This window comes from Aeromicrobium terrae (assembly GCF_008039565.1).
GTDB classification, from domain to species: domain Bacteria; phylum Actinomycetota; class Actinomycetes; order Propionibacteriales; family Nocardioidaceae; genus Aeromicrobium; species Aeromicrobium terrae.
This window is the reverse complement of the sequence record NZ_VDUX01000008.1, coordinates 95,619-111,930: the sequence shown is the minus strand read 5'-3', so window position 1 is coordinate 111,930 and position 16,312 is coordinate 95,619. Positions and strand designations below refer to the sequence as shown.

Annotated in this window: 14 protein-coding genes; 7 read left to right on the top strand and 7 right to left on the bottom strand. The window is 70.9% G+C overall.

Annotated features, from left to right (window positions below):
* Window positions 1–17: 17 nt before the first annotated feature.
* Window positions 18–2,783 (bottom strand): SpoIID/LytB domain-containing protein, encoded by a 2,766-nt coding sequence (locus FHP06_RS14860; RefSeq protein WP_147687581.1) that lies wholly within the window; start codon window positions 2,781–2,783, stop codon window positions 18–20.
* Window positions 2,784–2,918: 135 nt separating this feature from the next.
* Entirely contained in the window at window positions 2,919–4,274 is a 1,356-nt protein-coding gene (locus FHP06_RS14855) for an NAD(P)H-quinone dehydrogenase (RefSeq protein WP_147687580.1), read from the bottom strand.
* 19 nt (window positions 4,275–4,293) lie between these two features.
* On the opposite strand from FHP06_RS14855, the gene FHP06_RS14850 reads away from it, so the two are divergent.
* Both FHP06_RS14850 and FHP06_RS14845 read left to right on the top strand, forming a co-directional pair.
* The gene (locus FHP06_RS14850; protein WP_269140145.1) at window positions 4,294–5,085 is read left to right on the top strand and encodes a purine-nucleoside phosphorylase; all 792 of its coding nucleotides are present in this window, start codon (window positions 4,294–4,296) and stop codon (window positions 5,083–5,085) included.
* A gap of 2 nt (window positions 5,086–5,087) precedes the next feature.
* Window positions 5,088–6,701, top strand: coding sequence for a phospho-sugar mutase (locus FHP06_RS14845; RefSeq protein ID WP_222706501.1), 1,614 nt, complete (start codon window positions 5,088–5,090; stop codon window positions 6,699–6,701).
* Between the two features lie 83 nt (window positions 6,702–6,784).
* On the opposite strand, the gene FHP06_RS14840 is transcribed toward FHP06_RS14845, so the two are convergent.
* A complete protein-coding gene (locus FHP06_RS14840; protein WP_147687578.1) occupies window positions 6,785–7,930 on the bottom strand; it encodes an HNH endonuclease in 1,146 nt (381 codons plus the stop codon).
* Between the two features lie 68 nt (window positions 7,931–7,998).
* Entirely contained in the window at window positions 7,999–8,793 is a 795-nt protein-coding gene (locus FHP06_RS14835) for a PIG-L deacetylase family protein (RefSeq protein WP_147687577.1), read from the bottom strand.
* A gap of 73 nt (window positions 8,794–8,866) precedes the next feature.
* On the opposite strand from FHP06_RS14835, the gene deoC reads away from it, so the two are divergent.
* From deoC to FHP06_RS14810, 5 genes are all read left to right on the top strand, one after another.
* Window positions 8,867–9,781 (top strand): deoxyribose-phosphate aldolase, encoded by a 915-nt coding sequence (deoC, locus tag FHP06_RS14830; protein WP_230973537.1) that lies wholly within the window; start codon window positions 8,867–8,869, stop codon window positions 9,779–9,781.
* A gap of 2 nt (window positions 9,782–9,783) precedes the next feature.
* Window positions 9,784–11,220 (top strand): aldehyde dehydrogenase family protein, encoded by a 1,437-nt coding sequence (locus FHP06_RS14825; protein WP_147687575.1) that lies wholly within the window; start codon window positions 9,784–9,786, stop codon window positions 11,218–11,220.
* Window positions 11,217–12,110, top strand: coding sequence for an aldehyde dehydrogenase family protein (locus FHP06_RS14820; RefSeq protein ID WP_147687574.1), 894 nt, complete (start codon window positions 11,217–11,219; stop codon window positions 12,108–12,110). The genes FHP06_RS14825 and FHP06_RS14820 overlap by 4 nt, the downstream gene beginning before the upstream one ends.
* A 70-nt stretch (window positions 12,111–12,180) precedes the next feature.
* Window positions 12,181–13,005 (top strand): SGNH/GDSL hydrolase family protein, encoded by an 825-nt coding sequence (locus tag FHP06_RS14815; protein WP_187271960.1) that lies wholly within the window; start codon window positions 12,181–12,183, stop codon window positions 13,003–13,005.
* Window positions 13,006–13,113: 108 nt separating this feature from the next.
* Window positions 13,114–13,479 carry a YciI family protein gene (locus tag FHP06_RS14810; protein WP_147687572.1) on the top strand — a complete coding sequence of 122 codons (366 nt, stop codon included), beginning with the start codon at window positions 13,114–13,116 and terminating at the stop codon, window positions 13,477–13,479.
* Here FHP06_RS14810 and FHP06_RS14805 read toward each other — a convergent pair.
* From FHP06_RS14805 to FHP06_RS14795, 3 genes are read right to left on the bottom strand one after another with little or no spacing between them, the layout of a single operon-like run.
* Window positions 13,476–14,555, bottom strand: a complete 1,080-nt coding sequence (locus tag FHP06_RS14805) for an adenosine deaminase (protein WP_147687571.1) — start codon at window positions 14,553–14,555, stop codon at window positions 13,476–13,478. The two genes, FHP06_RS14810 and FHP06_RS14805, sit on opposite strands and share 4 nt — an antisense overlap.
* Window positions 14,552–15,010: a MaoC family dehydratase gene (locus tag FHP06_RS14800; RefSeq protein WP_147687570.1), complete on the bottom strand. Its 459-nt coding sequence runs from the start codon at window positions 15,008–15,010 to the stop codon at window positions 14,552–14,554. Before FHP06_RS14800 ends, FHP06_RS14805 begins: the two co-directional genes overlap by 4 nt.
* A 10-nt stretch (window positions 15,011–15,020) precedes the next feature.
* Window positions 15,021–16,304 carry a thymidine phosphorylase gene (locus FHP06_RS14795; protein ID WP_147687646.1) on the bottom strand — a complete coding sequence of 428 codons (1,284 nt, stop codon included), beginning with the start codon at window positions 16,302–16,304 and terminating at the stop codon, window positions 15,021–15,023.
* Window positions 16,305–16,312: the final 8 nt, after the last annotated feature.

Genomic DNA, 16,312 nt, shown 5'->3' with positions numbered 1-16,312 from the left:
CGACGGCGGACTCGGTGTCAGTCGAAGGCGAACCAGGTGGACTTCAGGCCCATCACCGAACGTGCCGTGCTTCCCGAGATGGTCGTCGAGCCCTTGGACCCGACGAGCTTGAGGGAGACCACCCTGCCTCCGAAGTCACCGTAACCCGTGCGCTTGGTCACCGCCAAAGAGCGGAGCGTCCCGATGCTCGGGTAGGCCTTCTCCAGCTTCGACGCCGCCACCGACACCGACCAGTTGAGGTTGGCGTTCTCGCTCTCGAGGTCGAAGGTGTCGAGCTTGTCCTTGAGGTACGGCTCGCTGCCGGCGGCGGACCGCCCGCCGGACGACGACGAGAACTGGGTCAGCGCGGGCTTGCCGTCGTAGGTGACGATCTTGCCCTTCGTCCCGGCGACGGCCGCGTTGGTCGCCGACGTCTCGTCGTCGACGCCGCCGTAGACCTGGCACGACGTGGTGTCGCAGACGTCGTAGTAGCGCGAGGCGTTGGAGGTGCGGAGTGCGTAGGTGCGGGCGGCCACGGCCTGGGCCTTGAGCGCCTCGGCGCGCCAGGACGACGGCATCTCCCGCGGCACCACGCCCCGGGCGTAGTACTCGAGCGAGACCTTGTTGATCGTGTCGCGCGTCGTAGACGTGGAGCTGGGCTTCACCGACCACATCTCGCCCCAGTACCGGGCCACCGACCCGCCGGGCAGGACGAGCTTGAGGGCGCCGGGGCGCTTGAAGTACGCCGAGCCCTTGAACGTCAGGTTCGGGTAGCGCTTCCAGGCGCCGCCCGAGTAGCGGTACTGCAGCCACGACTCCGAGGGCTTGGCGGAGCGCACGACGATCCGCCACTCCGACACGGCCGTGCCGCCGTACGTGCTGGACAGCGTGGTCGTCTTCGCGGCGGAGACGTCGCGGACCGTCATCGAGCCGGAGTCCTTGACCACGACGTCGGAGCTGGTGTCCTTGCTGATCAGGACGCGCAGGTTCGCGGTCTTCGTCGCGAGGGCGGTGCCCGGGTAGTAGTAGGCGAGGATCTTGTCGTACGTGAGCTGGCGCCAGCCGCCGGCCGCCGACTGCGCGCCGTACTGGCTCATGCCGATGCCGTGCCCGTAGCCGTGACCCTTGAGCGCGATCGAGCGGCTCGACGGCACGGTGACGCTGTCCGTCGGCGTCGACGAGGTGCCCGTGAGCTCCTGCGTGACGGTGCCCGTCGCCACGTCGAGCTGGATGAAGCCCTTGTCGAAGGTGGCCTTCAGGACACCGGGCTTCACCTCGTCGATCGAGGACCGTGGTGCCCCGAGAACACCACCGGCCTCGTCCGACGCCTTGTACTTCTCCGCGATCGGCCCCCACAGCCCGTACGCGTCGAAGCGGTCCGGGCTCTTCACCCGGTAGATCGACCCGTTCTTGAACCGCTGGACGGTCACGTTCGGGTCACTCGTCGACAGCTGGTTCGACGTGATGAAGTCCAGCTGGCCGGCGCTGGAGCCGAGCCGCAGCCACTCGGTGCGGAACGTCCCGGCGACGTAGTGGGTGCCGAAGCCCTCGGCCCACATGATGTCGACCTTCTCGTAGTTGGCGCGTCGCTCCCGGTCCGAGCCGTACTCGGCCTTCACCAGGGCGCCGGTCTTCTCCGGACCCAGCTGGGCCGCGAGCTGGGCGATCGGCGACGGCTGCGTCGTGGTGCCGCCGGCGAGGATCTTCTCGACGGAGTCACGCAGGCCACCGCTCGCGCTCAGCCAGGCGTAGACCTTGGCGCCCGGGCACTCGGTGCTCACGACGTTGCGGTGCCCGGCGATGCGGTTGAGCGTCTTGCCGCCGAGCGAGTAGGTGCCCTTCGCCGGCCGGTTGTACAGAGCGAAGCGCCAGGCGACGAGCTTGGCCACCGAGTCCTTCATGGCCGCGGTCGGCTCCGTGGAGGTGAACGTGCCCATCAGCGAGACGCCCATCGTCTCCTGGTTCACGGGGTCGTTGCCCGAGTGCGCGGCCCGGACCGGCTTGGTGATGCCGCCCTTGCGACCCTCGAAGATCTGGCCGTACTTGTCGACCAGGAAGTTGTAGCCGATGTCGCACCAGTCGCGGCTGTTGATGTGATACGCCTGCGTCGCCTTCACGATGCTCGCGGACTGCGCCTTCGTGTACGTGTTCGAGCCGGCGGTGTGGTGGATGACCGCGCCGAGCGTCGTCGCACCGTAGACCGGCGACGAGCAGGTGCCACCGGCGCTCGCGCCCCACTGGCTGCGCATGATGATCGCCGGCTGGCCGACCGTGGCGGCGACGGGACGCACGTCCGCGCCCGCACCCGGGTCGATCATCGCGACGCGGAGGCCCGACGGCTTGTGGCCCGACGTCGAGGTCACGCGGACGGCGACACCGTCCGAGGCGTCGGTCCACTGCGGCTCGGTGCCGGGGCGGCCGCCCTCGACGTCGGGGCCGAGCTCGAGGTCGAGGGGGGTCCAGGACGACCAGCGGCCGTCGTGCCGCCACCGGACCTCGACGGCCAGGTCGGCGGAGCGGGCGTCGGGGTCCCAGGTGACGCCGAGCATCGAGAAGGAGCGGACCGTCGTCTCGGGCAGCTGGGCCACCACGGCGGGTCGGGAGGTCTTCGTCTTCGCGGTCGGCTGCTTCGTCGTGGCGGCCGGAGCGCGGGGGACGTCCTGCTCGTGCACGACCGCCGGCTTCGCCGCGGCCCCGTCCTGGGCGTCGAGCGTCGCGCGGGCGTTGGTGACGAGGACCGCGCCGAGCAGCACGAGCACCATCGTGAAGGGAAGGGCTCGTCGGAGAAGGCGCCAGGAATGCATGGGGGAAGACCAATCCTGTGACTGATGTTGCGGCTGTGATTGCTGTGACTGTAGGAGAATCGGACCACACGTGGGAGGGGTTCGCCAAGCACGATGCGGTGACCTGCGGAACTACACGCGTGTCATTTGCGCAGGTCAGGCCCTATGGAGGCGTCGGGCGACCTCGGCGACCGAACCGGAGAGGCTCGGGTAGACCGTGAACGCGTCGGCCACCTGGTCGACGGTGAGCGACGCCGACACCGCGAGCGAGATGCCGTGGATCAGCTCGCTGGCGCGGGGGCTCACGACGACGCCGCCGAGGACGACCTCGCCGCCGCGACGCGCGAACAGCTTCACGAAGCCGTCGTGGACGCCCTGCATCTTGGCGCGTGCATTCGTGCTCAGCGGCAGCATCGCGACGTCCGAGTGCAGCCCGCGCTCGTCGATCTTCTGCTGCGACAGCCCGACCGTCGCGATCTCCGGCGACGTGAAGATGTTGCTGGAGACCTTCTCGAGGTCGAGCGGGTGCACGGCGTCGCCAAGGAGGTGGGACATCGCGATGCGGCCCTGCTGCGCGGCGACCGACGCCAGCATCAGGACGCCGGTGCAGTCGCCGGCGGCATAGACGCCGGGCGCCGTGGTGCGCGAGACGCGGTCGACGCGGACGAAGCCGGAGTCGTCGAGGGCGACGCCGGCGCTCTCCAGACCCAGATCGGCGGTGTTGGGGATCGAGCCGATGGCGAGCAGGCAGTGCGAGCCGGCGACGGTACGTCCGTCGGTGAGGGTCACGAGGACACCGCCGTCGGTGCGCTCGACGGACGCCATCCGGGACGTGCTCATCACGTCCATGCCGCGGCGGGTGAAGACGGTCTCGATGAGGGAGGCGGCGTCGGCGTCCTCGCCCGGGAGCACGCGCTCGCGGCTGGAGACGAGGGTGACCTGCGCGCCGAGCCCGTTGTAGGCGCTGGCGAACTCCGCGCCGGTGACGCCGGAGCCGACGACGATCATGTGCTCGGGCAGCTCGCGGAGGTTGTAGACCTGCTCCCAGGTGAGGATCCGCGCGCCGTCCGGCTGGGCGTCGGGGCTGACACGCGGGTGCGCGCCGGTGGCGAGCAGCACGGCGTCGACGTCGATGCGGCGGTCGTCGACCACGATCGTCTTGGGGCCGTCGAGCCGTGCCGATCCGGCGATCATCTCGATCCCGCTGGCCTCGAGGCGCTGCGCGATGTCGGACGACTGCGCCTTCGCGAGGGTGAGAACACGGTCGTTGACGGCGGCGAGGTCGGCCTTCGCCTCGCGCGGCACGTCGACGCCGAGCTCGGCCGACGACTCGACCTCGGTGAGCAGGTCGCTGGTGGCGATCAGGGTCTTGCTGGGGACACAGTCGGTGAGCACCGTGGAGCCGCCGAGACCGTCGCGCTCGACCACCGTGACGTCGGCTCCGAGCCGCGCGGCGACCAGTGCCGCCTCGTAGCCGCCGGGTCCGCCGCCGATGATCCCCACGTGTGTCACGCCCCGTAATGTACGGCAGGTGAGCCCGACCGACCTCGCCCGAGAAGCCGCCGCCGCGCTGGCCGAGCGCACCGCGGGCGCCACCCACGACGTCGCCCTGGTGATGGGCTCCGGCTGGCTCCCGGCCGCCGACGCGCTGGGCGAGCCGGAGCACGAGCTGCCGGCCGCCGACCTGCCCGGATTCAGCGCTCCCGCAGTCGAGGGGCACGGCGGCACGATCCGATCCGTGCCGGTCGGTGAGAAGCGCGCCCTGGTGTTCCTCGGGCGCACGCACTTCTACGAAGGGCGCGGCGTCGCGTCCGTCGTGCACGCGATGCGCACGGCCGCGGCAGCCGGCGTGAGGACGGTCGTGCTGACCAACGGCTGCGGCGGGCTCAACCCCGCATGGGAGCCGGGCACGCCGGTCCTGATCAAGGATCACATCAACCTGACGGGGACGTCGCCGATCGAGGGCGCGAACTTCGTCGACCTGACCGACCTGTACTCCTCGCGGCTGCGGAAGCTCTGCCAGGAGGTCGACCCGTCGCTCGACGAGGGCGTCTACGTCCAGTTCCCCGGCCCGCACTACGAGACGCCGGCCGAGATCGGCATGGTCAGGGCCATCGGCGGCGACCTCGTCGGCATGTCCACGGTGCTGGAGGCGATCGCCGCCCGCGAGGCCGGGCTCGAGGTGCTCGGAATCTCGCTCGTCACCAACCTCGCCGCCGGCATCACCGGCGCTCCCCTGAACCACGAAGAGGTGCTCGAGGCGGGCCGCTCGTCGGCGGCGCGGATGGGCGCCCTCCTGGCGGACGTGCTTCCCCGGATCTGACGATGGACCTGCTCGACCGCGCCCGCGACTGGATCTCCCAGGACCCCGACCCGGCAACGCGCGACGAGCTGCAGGCGCTGGTCGACGCCGGCGAGACCGAGGCCATCGAGGAGCGGTTCTCCGAGCGGCTGCAGTTCGGCACCGCCGGTCTGCGGGGTGCGCTCGGCGCCGGCCCCAACCGGATGAACCGCGTGATCGTCGCGCAGGCGGCGTGGGGGCTGGCTCAGTACCTGCTCGAGCGGGAATCGTCGCCCAGCGTCGTCGTGGGGTTCGACGCCCGGTACAACTCCGACGTCTTCGCCCGCGACACCGCCGAGATCATGACGGCGCTGGGCGTGCACGCGCACCTGCTGCCCGAGCCGCTGCCCACGCCAGTCACCGCGTTCTCCATCCGCCACCTCGGCTGCACCGCCGGCGTGATGGTCACGGCGTCGCACAACCCGCCGCAGGACAACGGCTACAAGGTGTACCTGGCCGACTCGAGCCAGATCGTGCCTCCGGCCGACTCGGACATCTCAGCGCTCATCGACGCGGCTCCACGGGTCGACGAGATGGCGCGCAGCGACGAGTACACCCGGCTCGGGCCCGAGGTGGCCGAGGCGTACGTCGACGCCGTGGTGGCGCTGCCCGGTGACGGCCCCCGCGACATCACGGCGGTCTACACGCCGCTGCACGGCGTCGGGCGCGACACCCTCGTCGAGGTGGTGCGCCGCGCCGGGTTCCCGCCGCTGCACGTCGTGCGCGACCAGGCCGAGCCCGACCCGGACTTCCCCACCGTCGCGTTCCCGAACCCCGAGGAGCCGGGAGCGATGGACCTGGCGCTCAAGCTCGCGTCAGAGGTGCAGGCCGACATCATCGTCGCCAACGACCCCGACGCCGACCGGTGCGCCGTCGGCGTCCGAGACGGTGAGGCGTACCGGATGCTCACGGGTGACCAGGTCGGGTCGCTGCTGGCGGACTTCATGCTGGGGCGGGGCGCTGCCGGGACGTACGCCGCGTCGATCGTCAGCTCTGATCTCTTGGGTCGACAGGCCGAGGCTGCCGGACGGGCCTGGGCGCAGACGCTGACGGGTTTCAAGTGGATCGGCAAGATCGACGACCTCGCCTACGGCTACGAGGAGGCGCTGGGCTACTGCGTCGCTCCCGACATCGCCCGCGACAAGGACGGCGTCTCCGCGATCCTGCTCGTGCTGGAGATGGCCGCCAAGCTGAAGGCCGAGGGCCGCAGCCTGATCAACCGCCTCGACGACCTCTACCGCGAGCACGGCCTGCACGCCACCGGCCAGCTGTCCGTCCGGGTCGAGGACCTGGCGATCATCCGCGACGCCATGTCCACCCTCCGCACCGCTCCCCCGACGTCGCTCGCCGGCATCGACGTCACCAGCGTCGACGACCTGGCTGACGGGTACCGGGGTCTGCCGCCCACCGACGGCGTGCGGCTCGGCCTCGGCGACACGGGCCGGATCATCTGCCGCCCGTCCGGCACCGAGCCCAAGCTGAAGTGCTACATCGAGGTCGTCATCCCCGTGCGCGAGTCCATGGAGGTGGCCCGCTCCGAGGCCAGCGGGACCATCGAGCGGATCAAGACCGACTTGGCCTCAGCCCTCGGCCTCTGACGCATCGCGAATACGCGCGCTCATGCCGGTGCTCTCGCAGCGAGCGCGCATAGGCGTAGGTGAAATCCGGTGCTTCCGTTGGCTCAGGTGCGCAGGGGTGCGACGGGGCGGTCGCGGTGGCGTTCGATGGTGCGGCTGGTGCGGTGGACGGCGCGCTTCTCGCGGTAGGTGGCGAGCCGTTGCCGGTAGGCGTCGCGCTCGGGGCGCGGGCTGTGGCCGGCGAAGCGTTGGGTGCCGTCGCGGGTCTGGATGATCTGCAGGTGGCCGCGGTGGAGGAGCTGGTGGCAGCGGACGCACAGGCCGATCAGGTTGTCGAGGTCGGTCGGGCCGCCGGCGCTCCAGGAGACGATGTGGTGGTACTGCAGGTGCGTGTGGGTGCAGCCGGGGGCGGCGCAGATGCCGCCTTGGCGGGCGTTCACGGCGAGTCGCTGGGCCTTGGTGGCGAGCCTCTTGGTGCGTCCGACCGCCAGGGCTTGGCCGTCGCGGACGACGATCCCGGTGGCGGTGGCGTCGCACCCGAGGAAGTCGAGCAGCTGGGGGCCGATGCGGCCGAAGCGCTCCAGGGTGGCGGTGCCGTCGGCGTCGACGAGGACGGACAGGTGGGGCCGGATGCCGCCGTCGGACGGCAGGCCGTGTTCCAGCACCTGGCTGCAGAGGTCGTCGACGGCGGTGACCCGACGCTCGGCGCCCGTTCGCTTGTCCTCGGCATCGGACGGAGCGCTCAGGGTGTCCAGAACCGTCTTGAGCTTGGCCCCGGTGGCGGTGTTCAGGAAGCCGTTCACGTGCCACCCGTCGGGCACGGCGTTGACCTGGAGGTCCTCGCGATTCATGCCCCGAGCCCATTCGTCGTCGAGCGAACCGGGGTAGACGGCCTCACGCAGCTCGCGCATGATCCGGCGCAGCGCGCTCGGCTCGCACGTGAGCGCGACGTCCAGCAGCCACGGCTGCGCCTCGCGCACGGTGCCGGCGTCGATGTGCTTGATGCCGTAGGCGAACGCGTCGACATGGTCCAGGCGGATGCGGCCCGCGTGCGCTGCCTCGCCGACGGCGTCGAGCTCACGCATCGCCGCGCCCGCGCGCAGCAGCTGGTGAGTCTGGCGGGCGTCGAGCCGCAGCTCGTTGCGGGTCCAGGTGGTGACCGTGGAGGCGCCGTCGAGCTCACGCTCATCGCCGGACCCGAGGGCCCGCGCGGCGGTGCGCAACCGCTCGATCACGGGCCCCGAATCCATGACTCGAGCCTACTAGAACAGACGTTCGTATACCAGTGGAAAACCCTGTGACTTAAGGGATTTCTGCCCTACGGCAGATCCTCGAACGGGTCCGTCAGCACCGGCGTCCCCGGCTCGCGCTCCGGCCACGCGACGACGGCCCAGTCGCGGCTCATGATCTTCTGCATGCGCTCGACGTCGTCCGGGTCGTCGGTCATGACGTGATGCTGGCTCTTGTGCTCGCGGAGGCCGGCGACGGTGCGGTGGGCGACGCTGCGGGTGTCGACGACGAGGCCGATCTGCTCGTCCGGGACGCCGCGCATGTGGAAGACCTGCGTCGGGTCCCAGGTCCACAGGCCCATGGCCGCGCGCTGCTCCTGCCACCGCTCGAACACCGACTGCGGGATGGCGCTGTGCAGCAGCCGCCGGAACGCGGTGCCGCTGCGCTGGGCGTGCCGCAGGAACGCGACGTCGGTGGCCGCGCCGACGGCGATGTGGTCCGGGTGGGCGAAGATCCCGTCCGGGCCGAACGTGCCGACGACGGTCGGCTGCTCCTCGACCAGGATCTCCTCGATCCGCCCGGCCAGCTCCTCCAGGGGCACGTCGCCGACCTCGCCGTCGGGGATGTCGAGCCACTCGTGCCGGTCGGGCTCCCGGCCGAGGGCGCGCCATGCGGCCTCGTCCTCGCCCTTGCGGATGGTGCCCAGGGTCTCTCGCGTCGCGGGAAATCCCTCGCGGATGTCGCCCGCTCCCCCGTCGGTGGCGTGGATCAGGATGAACCGGAACCCCGGGTCCTCGGCGTGCAGGGCGACCATCCCGGCCATGCCGTAGGCGTCGTCGTCCGGGTGGGCCACGACGACGGCCAGGCTGAGGGGTCCCGACATGGCCTCAGTCTGCCGTTGCGCCGTACTCTGGAGGACGCGGACGCGCCAGGCGCCCGCAGGTTGGGAGGGACACGTGGCAAGCGCGACGCAATCGCTGCGCAGGACGCTCGAAGGGCTGCCCGGCGTCGACGCCGTCGGGGTCGAGGCCCGGGCGGCCGGGCTCGGTACGCGCTCGATCAAGACGACGTCGAAGCAGTGGGCGATCGACCTCGCCATCTCGATGGTCGACCTCACGACCCTCGAGGGTGCGGACACGCCGGGCAAGGTGCGGGCCCTGTCGTCGAAGGCCCTGCGCCCCGACCCGACCGACTCCACGTGCCCGCCCGTCGCCGCCGTCTGCGTCTACCCGGACATGGTCAGCACCGTCCGCGAGGTCGTCGGCGACCGGCTGCACGTCGCGGCAGTCGCCACCGCGTTCCCGTCCGGCCGCGCCGCGCTCGACGTGAAGCTCGCCGACACCCAGGACGCCGTCGAGGCGGGGGCCGACGAGGTCGACATGGTGATCGACCGCGGCGCGTTCCTCCGCGGCGACTACACGCGCGTGCACGACGAGATCGTCGCGGTGAAGGAGGCCTGTGGGGACGCGCACCTCAAGGTCATCCTCGAGACCGGCGAGCTCCAGACGTACGACAATGTCCGTCGCGCGTCGTGGCTGGCCATGGACGCCGGCGCGGACTTCATCAAGACGAGCACCGGCAAGATCCAGCCCGCGGCCACGCTGCCTGTGACGCTGGTGATGCTCGAGGCGGTGCGCGACTACCGCATCGCCACCGGCCGGCAGGTCGGCGTGAAGCCGGCGGGCGGCATCCGCACGTCGAAGGACGCGATCAAGTACCTCGTCACCATCAACGAGACGTGCGGCGACGACTGGCTGAGCCCCGACTGGTTCCGGTTCGGCGCGTCCTCGCTGCTCAACGACCTGCTCCTGCAGCGGCAGAAGATGATCACCGGCCACTACAGCGGCCCCGACTACGTCACCTTGGACTGATCATGGCTTTCGAGTACGCACCAGCGCCCGAGTCTCGGGCGATCGTCGACCTGAAGAGCTCGTACGGGCTGTTCATCGACGGCGAGTTCGTCGACGGGACGGGCACGCCGTTCAAGTCGATCAGCCCGGCGTCGGAGGAGGTGCTGGCCGAGGTCAGCGAGGCCTCCGAGGCCGACGTCACCAAGGCCGTTCAGGCGGCGCGGCGCGCGTTCGAGAAGGTCTGGGGCCCGATGCCCGGCCGCGAGCGCGCCAAGTACCTGTACCGGATCGCGCGGATCATCGCCGAGCGCAGCCGCGAGCTCGCGGTGCTCGAGTCGCTCGACAACGGCAAGCCGATCAAGGAGTCGCGCGACGTCGACATCCCGCTCGTCTCACAGTGGTTCTTCTACTACGCCGGCTGGGCCGACAAGCTCGGCTACGCCGGCCGCGGGCCCGACCCGCAGCCGCTGGGCGTCGCCGGTCAGGTCATCCCGTGGAACTTCCCGCTGATGATGCTGGCCTGGAAGATCGCGCCGGCGCTCGCCGCGGGCAACACGGTCGTGCTGAAGCCGGCCGAGACCACGCCGCTCACCGCGCTGCTGTTCGCGGAGATCTGCCAGCAGGCCGACCTCCCGCCGGGCGTCGTGAACATCGTCACCGGTGCCGGCGCCACCGGCCAGGCGCTCGTCGAGCACCCGGACGTCGACAAAGTCGCGTTCACCGGCTCCACGGCCGTCGGCCGCCAGATCGCCCGGTCCGTCGCCGGTACCGACAAGAAGCTCACGCTCGAGCTCGGCGGCAAGGCCGCGAACATCGTGTTCGCCGACGCCCCGCTCGACCAGGCCGTCGAGGGCATCGTCGGCGGCATCTTCTTCAACCAGGGCCACGTCTGCTGCGCCGGTTCGCGCCTGCTGGTGCAGGAGAGCGTCTACGACGAGGTGCTCGAACGGTTGAAGCGCCGCATGGGCACGCTGCGCCTGGGCGACCCGCTCGACAAGAACACCGACATCGGCGCCATCAACTCCGCCGAGCAGCTCGCGCGCATCCGCGAGCTGTCCGACGTCGGCGACGCCGAGGGCGCCGAGCGCTGGTCCGCGCCGTGCGAGATCCCGGACCACGGGTTCTGGTTCGCGCCGACGATCTTCACCGGCGTCACGCAGGCCCACCGCATCGCCCGCGAGGAGATCTTCGGGCCGGTGCTCTCGGTGCTCACGTTCCGCACCCCCGCCGAGGCGGTCGAGAAGGCCAACAACACCCCGTACGGGCTGTCGGCCGGCGTCTGGACCGAGAAGGGCTCGCGGATCCTGTCGATGGCCGAGCAGCTGCGCGCCGGCGTCGTCTGGGCCAACACGTTCAACAAGTTCGACCCCACCAGCCCGTTCGGCGGCTACAAGGAGTCCGGCTACGGCCGCGAGGGCGGCCGGCACGGCCTCGCCTCGTACCTGAAGGAGCACGCATGAGTCGGGTCGAGGTGCGCAAGACGCACAAGCTCTACATCGGCGGCGCGTTCCCCCGCTCGGAGTCCGGCCGCACGTACGAGGCCGTCGACGCCAAGGGGCGGTTCCTCGCGAACATGGCCAAGGCGTCGCGCAAGGACGGCCGCGACGCGGTGCTCGCCGCGCGCAAGGCGTTCGGCGGCTGGTCCACGCGCACGCCGTACAACCGCGGCCAGATCCTGTACCGGATCGCCGAAGTGATGGAGGGGCGTCGCGACCAGCTCACGACGCAGCTGCGCGAGGCCGAGGGGCTGAGCCCGAAGAGGACCGAAGCCGTCGTCGACGCCGCCGTCGACCGCGTCGTCTGGTACGCGGGCTGGGCCGACAAGTACGCCCAGGTGCTCGGCAACGCCAACCCGGTCTCGGGTCCGTTCTTCAACCTGTCGTCGCCGGAGCCCACCGGTGTCGTGGCGATCGTGGCGCCGCAAGGCGGGGGTGCCGGGCCGCGGGCGGCTGATGGGCAGGGACCCTTGCTCGGACTCGTCAGCACCGTGCTGCCCGCCATCACCACGGGCAACACCGTCGTCGTCGTCGCGAGCGAGGCGCACCCGATCCCGGCCGTCACGCTGGCCGAGATCATGGCGACGTCCGACCTCCCCAGCGGCGTGGTCAACCTGCTCACCGGCAGCTCGGCCGAGATCGCCCCGTGGCTGGCCACGCACAGCGACGTCAACGGCCTCGACCTGACCGGCGTCGACGACCCGGAGCTCGCCCGCACGCTGGAGTCCGACGGCGCGGAGAACCTCAAGCGCGTCCGCCGCCCGTCCGACGAGGACTGGCTGCGGGAGCCGACCCTCTCGCGCCTCGAGCAGTGGGTCGAGACCAAGACGGTCTGGCACCCGATCGGCGTCTGATCGGCGGTTCGCCCACCACTCGGGTGAAAGTTGTTGCATGCTGAGCCGACCGCTCCGAAAGGGACCCTGCATGCGCAAGCTCGCCGTCATCGCCGTCGCCGTCATCTCGACCCTCGGACTGCTCAGCAGCTCCGCGCAGGCCGCCCGACCGGACACCCCTCCGCCGGGCGCCGCCAAGGCGATGGGCTGGTACGTCGCCCTCGGCGACTCGCTGGCCGCGGGCTACCAGCCGGGCGCCGGTGACGACAAGGACGGCGGGTACGTCGGCAAGGTCCTCACCGCCGAGCAGGCCATCGCCCCCAAGACCAAGCTGGTGAACCTCGCCTGCTCCGGCGAGACCAGCTCGACGCTCGTGAACGGCGGCCGCTGCGAGTACGAGCTGGGCAGCCAGCTCGCCGAGGCCGTCGACTTCCTGTCGGCGCACAAGTTCACGACGCGCCTGGTCACCGTGACCATCGGCGCCAACGACGTCACCCCGTGCCTGAGCGCGCCCGACCGCAACGCCTGCGTCGCGCAGCGGCTCCAGGCCCTCGCCGGCAACCTCCAGCAGACGCTGGCGAAGGTCCACGCCGCGGCGCCCGACGCGAAGATCGTCGTGACGAACTACTACAACCCGTACCTGGCGCTGTGGTTCTCCGACCCGACGCTCGCCGCGATCACGACGCAGCTGCAGGTCGCGCTGAACAACACGATCGCGGCCGTCACGGCGCCCTACGGCACCACGGCCGACGTCGCGACGGCGTTCCAGTCGTTCACCACCACGCCCGTCAACGGCGTGCCGACCAACGTCGGCGTGATCTGCTCGCTGACCTGGATGTGCGCACGCAGTGACATCCACGCCAACGACGCCGGCTACGCCCTGATCGGGCAGACCGTCGCCGGCGTCCTGGACTGAGGACCCTCGACGCGAACTTTCTTCTCCGGCAGTGTCGTATCGGGGGACTCCGGTTCGTGGACAGGGTGAGAGGCACCCACCCGGGCGCCACCTAGCAGGAGGAACGACATGACGCAGTACCTGATCTCCGTGAGCCACGACACCGCCGAGGCGCCCACGATGGAGACCATGGACCCGGCCGAGCTCCAGCCGATCTTCGAGGCCGTCGATGCCTTCAACCAGAAGCTGAGGGACGCGGGCGCGTGGGTGTTCGCCGGCGGGCTGCAGCCGATCCAGACCGCTGTCGGAGTCGACAACACCGGTGACTCGCCGGTGGTGACCGACGGACCGTTCGTCGAGTCCAAGGAGTACCTGGGCGGATTCTGGGTCATCGAGGCCGCCGACGACGCCGAGGCGCTGCAGTGGGCCAAGGAGGGCTCCAAGGCGTGCGCCGGCCGGGTCGAGGTCCGGGCCTTCCAGGAGGAGCCCGCCTAGAGGGCGGCGTACCGCGGCTTGATCACGTCGTTGATCAGGGTGAGCCGCTCGTCGAACGGGAGGAACGCGCTCTTCATCGCGTTGACGGTGAACCAGCGCAGGTCGTCCAGGCCGTAGCCGAACGCGTCGACGAGCAGGCTCATCTCCCGGCTCATGGACGTGTTGCTCATCAGCCGGTTGTCGCAGTTCACCGTGACGCGGAAGCCGAGCTCCTTGAGCCGGCCGATCGGGTGGTCGGCGATCGACTGCATGCCCGGCACCGCGTTGGTCTGCAGGTTCGACGACGGGCACATCTCCAGCGGGATGCGCCGGTCGCGGATGTAGGCCGCGAGCCGCCCGAGCCGCGGGTTGTCCAGGTCGGACAGGTCGATGTCGTCGACGATGCGCACGCCGTGGCCGAGCCGGTCCGCGCCGCAGCGCTGGATGGCCTGCCAGATGGACGGCAGGCCGAACGCCTCGCCGGCGTGGATCGTGAAGTGGGCGTTCTCGCGGCGCAGGTACTCGAACGCCTCGAGGTGCAGGATCGGCGGGTAGCCGTCCTCGGCGCCGGCGATGTCGAAGCCGAACACGCCGCGGTCGCGGTACTCGACGACGAGCTCGGCGATCTCCAGGCCGCGCTTGGCGTGCCGCATGGCGGTGAGGAGCTGGCCGACGACGATCGGGTTCCCGTCGTCCTCCGCGCGCCGGCGGCCCTCGTCGATGCCGGACTGCACGGCCTCGATCGCGTCGCGCAGCGAGAGCCCCGCGGACAGGTGCTGCTCCGGTGCCCAGCGCAGCTCGGCGTAGACGACGCCGTCCGCGGCGAGGTCGAGGACCGACTCGCGCGCCACCCGGGCGAGGTCCTCGGGCCGCTGCATCACGGCCACGGTGTGGATGAACGTCTCGAGGTACCGCTCGAGCGAGCCGGAGCTGGAGGCCTCCTCGAACCACGCCCCCAGTGACGCGGCGTCGGTGGGGAGGTCGTGACCGATCTCCTCGGCGATCTCCGCGACCGTGCTCGCCCGCACTCCCCCGTCCAGGTGCTCGTGCAGCGCGACCTTCGGCGCCGCGGCGATCTGCTGGGGACTGGCGGTCACGACGCGTCCATCAGCAGGGTGACGGTCTCGGCGACGCAGGCGGGCTTCTCGACGCCCTTGATCTCGATCGTGTGACGCAGGGTGACCTGCTGGCCCTTCTCGATGTCGTGGACCTCGAGCATCTCGACGCGGTTGCGCACCTTGGAGTCGACCACGACGGGCGAGACGAACCGCACCTTGTTCAGGCCGTAGTTCACCCGCGCGACGTCGCCGGCGAAGGCGTACACCTGGGCGCTGAGCAGCGGCAGGAGCGAGAGCGTGAGGTAGCCGTGGGCAATGGTGGCGCCGAACGGGCCGTCGGCCGCGCGCTCGGCGTCGATGTGGATCCACTGGCGGTCGCCGGTGGCGTCGGCGAAGGAGTCGATGCGCTCTTGGGAGATCTGCACCCACTCGCTGACCCCGAGCTCGCTTCCGGCTGCCTTCTCGATCTCTTTCCGGCTGTTGAAGACGCGCATGACCTCCAACCTAGCCAATCCGCCCGAGGACGACGCCGGGTGCCTCCGGCGCCGCGTCGCCGATGTCGAAGGCGCCGTCGAGAGCTTCCAGGGCGCGCGGGAAGCGGTCCGGGGTGTCGGTGTGCAGCGCCATCAGCGGTGCGCCGGCGGCCACCGTGTCGCCCGGCTTGGCGTGCAGGACGACGCCCGCGCCGGCCTGCACGTCCTCGCCGGGCCGCGACCGTCCGGCGCCCAGGCGCCAGGCCGCGACGCCGACGCCGAAGGCGTCCAGATGCGTGAGGACGCCGTCGGCGGGAGCGGTGACGACCTCGGTCTCCCGGGCCTGCGGCAGCGGGGCGTCCGGGTCGCCGCCTTGGGCCGCGATCATGCGGCGCCAGACGTCCATGGCCGCGCCGGAGGCGAGGGCCTCGGCCGGATCGACGTCGGTCTTGCCGGCCGCCGTGAGCATCTCGCGGGCGAGGGCGAGGGTCAGCTCGACGACGTCGGCCGGTCCTCCACCGGCCAGCACCTCGACCGACTCCGCGACCTCGACGGCATTGCCGGCCGTCAGGCCGAGCGGGGTGGACATGTCGGTGAGCAGCGCGACGGTGGTGACGCCCGCGTCGGTGCCGAGCGCCACCATGGTCTCGGCCAGCTCCCGGGCGTTCGCCTCGTCCTTCATGAAGGCGCCGGAGCCGACCTTGACGTCGAGGACGAGCGACCCGGTGCCCTCGGCGATCTTCTTGCTCATGATCGAGCTCGCGATGAGCGGGATGGCCTCCACCGTGCCGGTGACGTCGCGCAGCGCGTAGAGCTTCTTGTCAGCCGGCGCGAGTCCCGCGCCGGCAGCGCAGATGACCGCCCCGACGTCCTCGAGCTGCGCCATCATCTCCTCGTTGCTGAGCGAGGCGCGCCAACCGGGGATGGACTCCAGCTTGTCGAGCGTGCCGCCGGTGTGGCCGAGGCCGCGGCCGGACAGCTGCGGCACCGCCACGCCGCAGGCCGCGACGAGCGGAGCCAGCGGCAGGGTGATCTTGTCGCCCACGCCGCCCGTGGAGTGCTTGTCGGCCGTGGGCCACGAGAGCGACGAGAAGTCCATCCGCTCGCCGCTGTCGATCATCGCCTGGGTCCAGCGAGCGATCTCCTCGCGGTCCATGCCGTTGAGCAGGATCGCCATGGCCAGCGCGGACATCTGCTCGGGCGCGACGACGCCACGCGTATAGGCGTCCACCACCCAGTCGATCTGCTCGCCGGTGAGCTTGGTGCGGTCGCGCTTGGCCGCGATGACCGCCGGCGCGTCGAACGGTTCGCGCATGCCCGGCA

Excerpts from the sequence above, each read along its gene's own strand:
- FHP06_RS14815 (WP_187271960.1), top strand. The coding sequence starts at position 12,181 with ATGCGCAAGCTCGCCGTCATCGCCGTCGCCGTCATCTCGACCCTCGGA.
- FHP06_RS14825 (WP_147687575.1), top strand. The coding sequence starts at position 9,784 with ATGGCTTTCGAGTACGCACCAGCGCCCGAGTCTCGGGCGATCGTCGAC.
- FHP06_RS14800 (WP_147687570.1), bottom strand. The coding sequence starts at position 15,010 with ATGCGCGTCTTCAACAGCCGGAAAGAGATCGAGAAGGCAGCCGGAAGC.
- FHP06_RS14820 (WP_147687574.1), top strand. The coding sequence starts at position 11,217 with ATGAGTCGGGTCGAGGTGCGCAAGACGCACAAGCTCTACATCGGCGGC.
- FHP06_RS14795 (WP_147687646.1), bottom strand. The coding sequence starts at position 16,304 with ATGCGCGAACCGTTCGACGCGCCGGCGGTCATCGCGGCCAAGCGCGAC.
- FHP06_RS14840 (WP_147687578.1), bottom strand. The coding sequence starts at position 7,930 with ATGGATTCGGGGCCCGTGATCGAGCGGTTGCGCACCGCCGCGCGGGCC.
- FHP06_RS14835 (WP_147687577.1), bottom strand. The coding sequence starts at position 8,793 with ATGTCGGGACCCCTCAGCCTGGCCGTCGTCGTGGCCCACCCGGACGAC.
- FHP06_RS14845 (WP_222706501.1), top strand. The coding sequence starts at position 5,088 with ATGGACCTGCTCGACCGCGCCCGCGACTGGATCTCCCAGGACCCCGAC.
- FHP06_RS14860 (WP_147687581.1), bottom strand. The coding sequence starts at position 2,783 with ATGCATTCCTGGCGCCTTCTCCGACGAGCCCTTCCCTTCACGATGGTG.
- FHP06_RS14810 (WP_147687572.1), top strand. The coding sequence starts at position 13,114 with ATGACGCAGTACCTGATCTCCGTGAGCCACGACACCGCCGAGGCGCCC.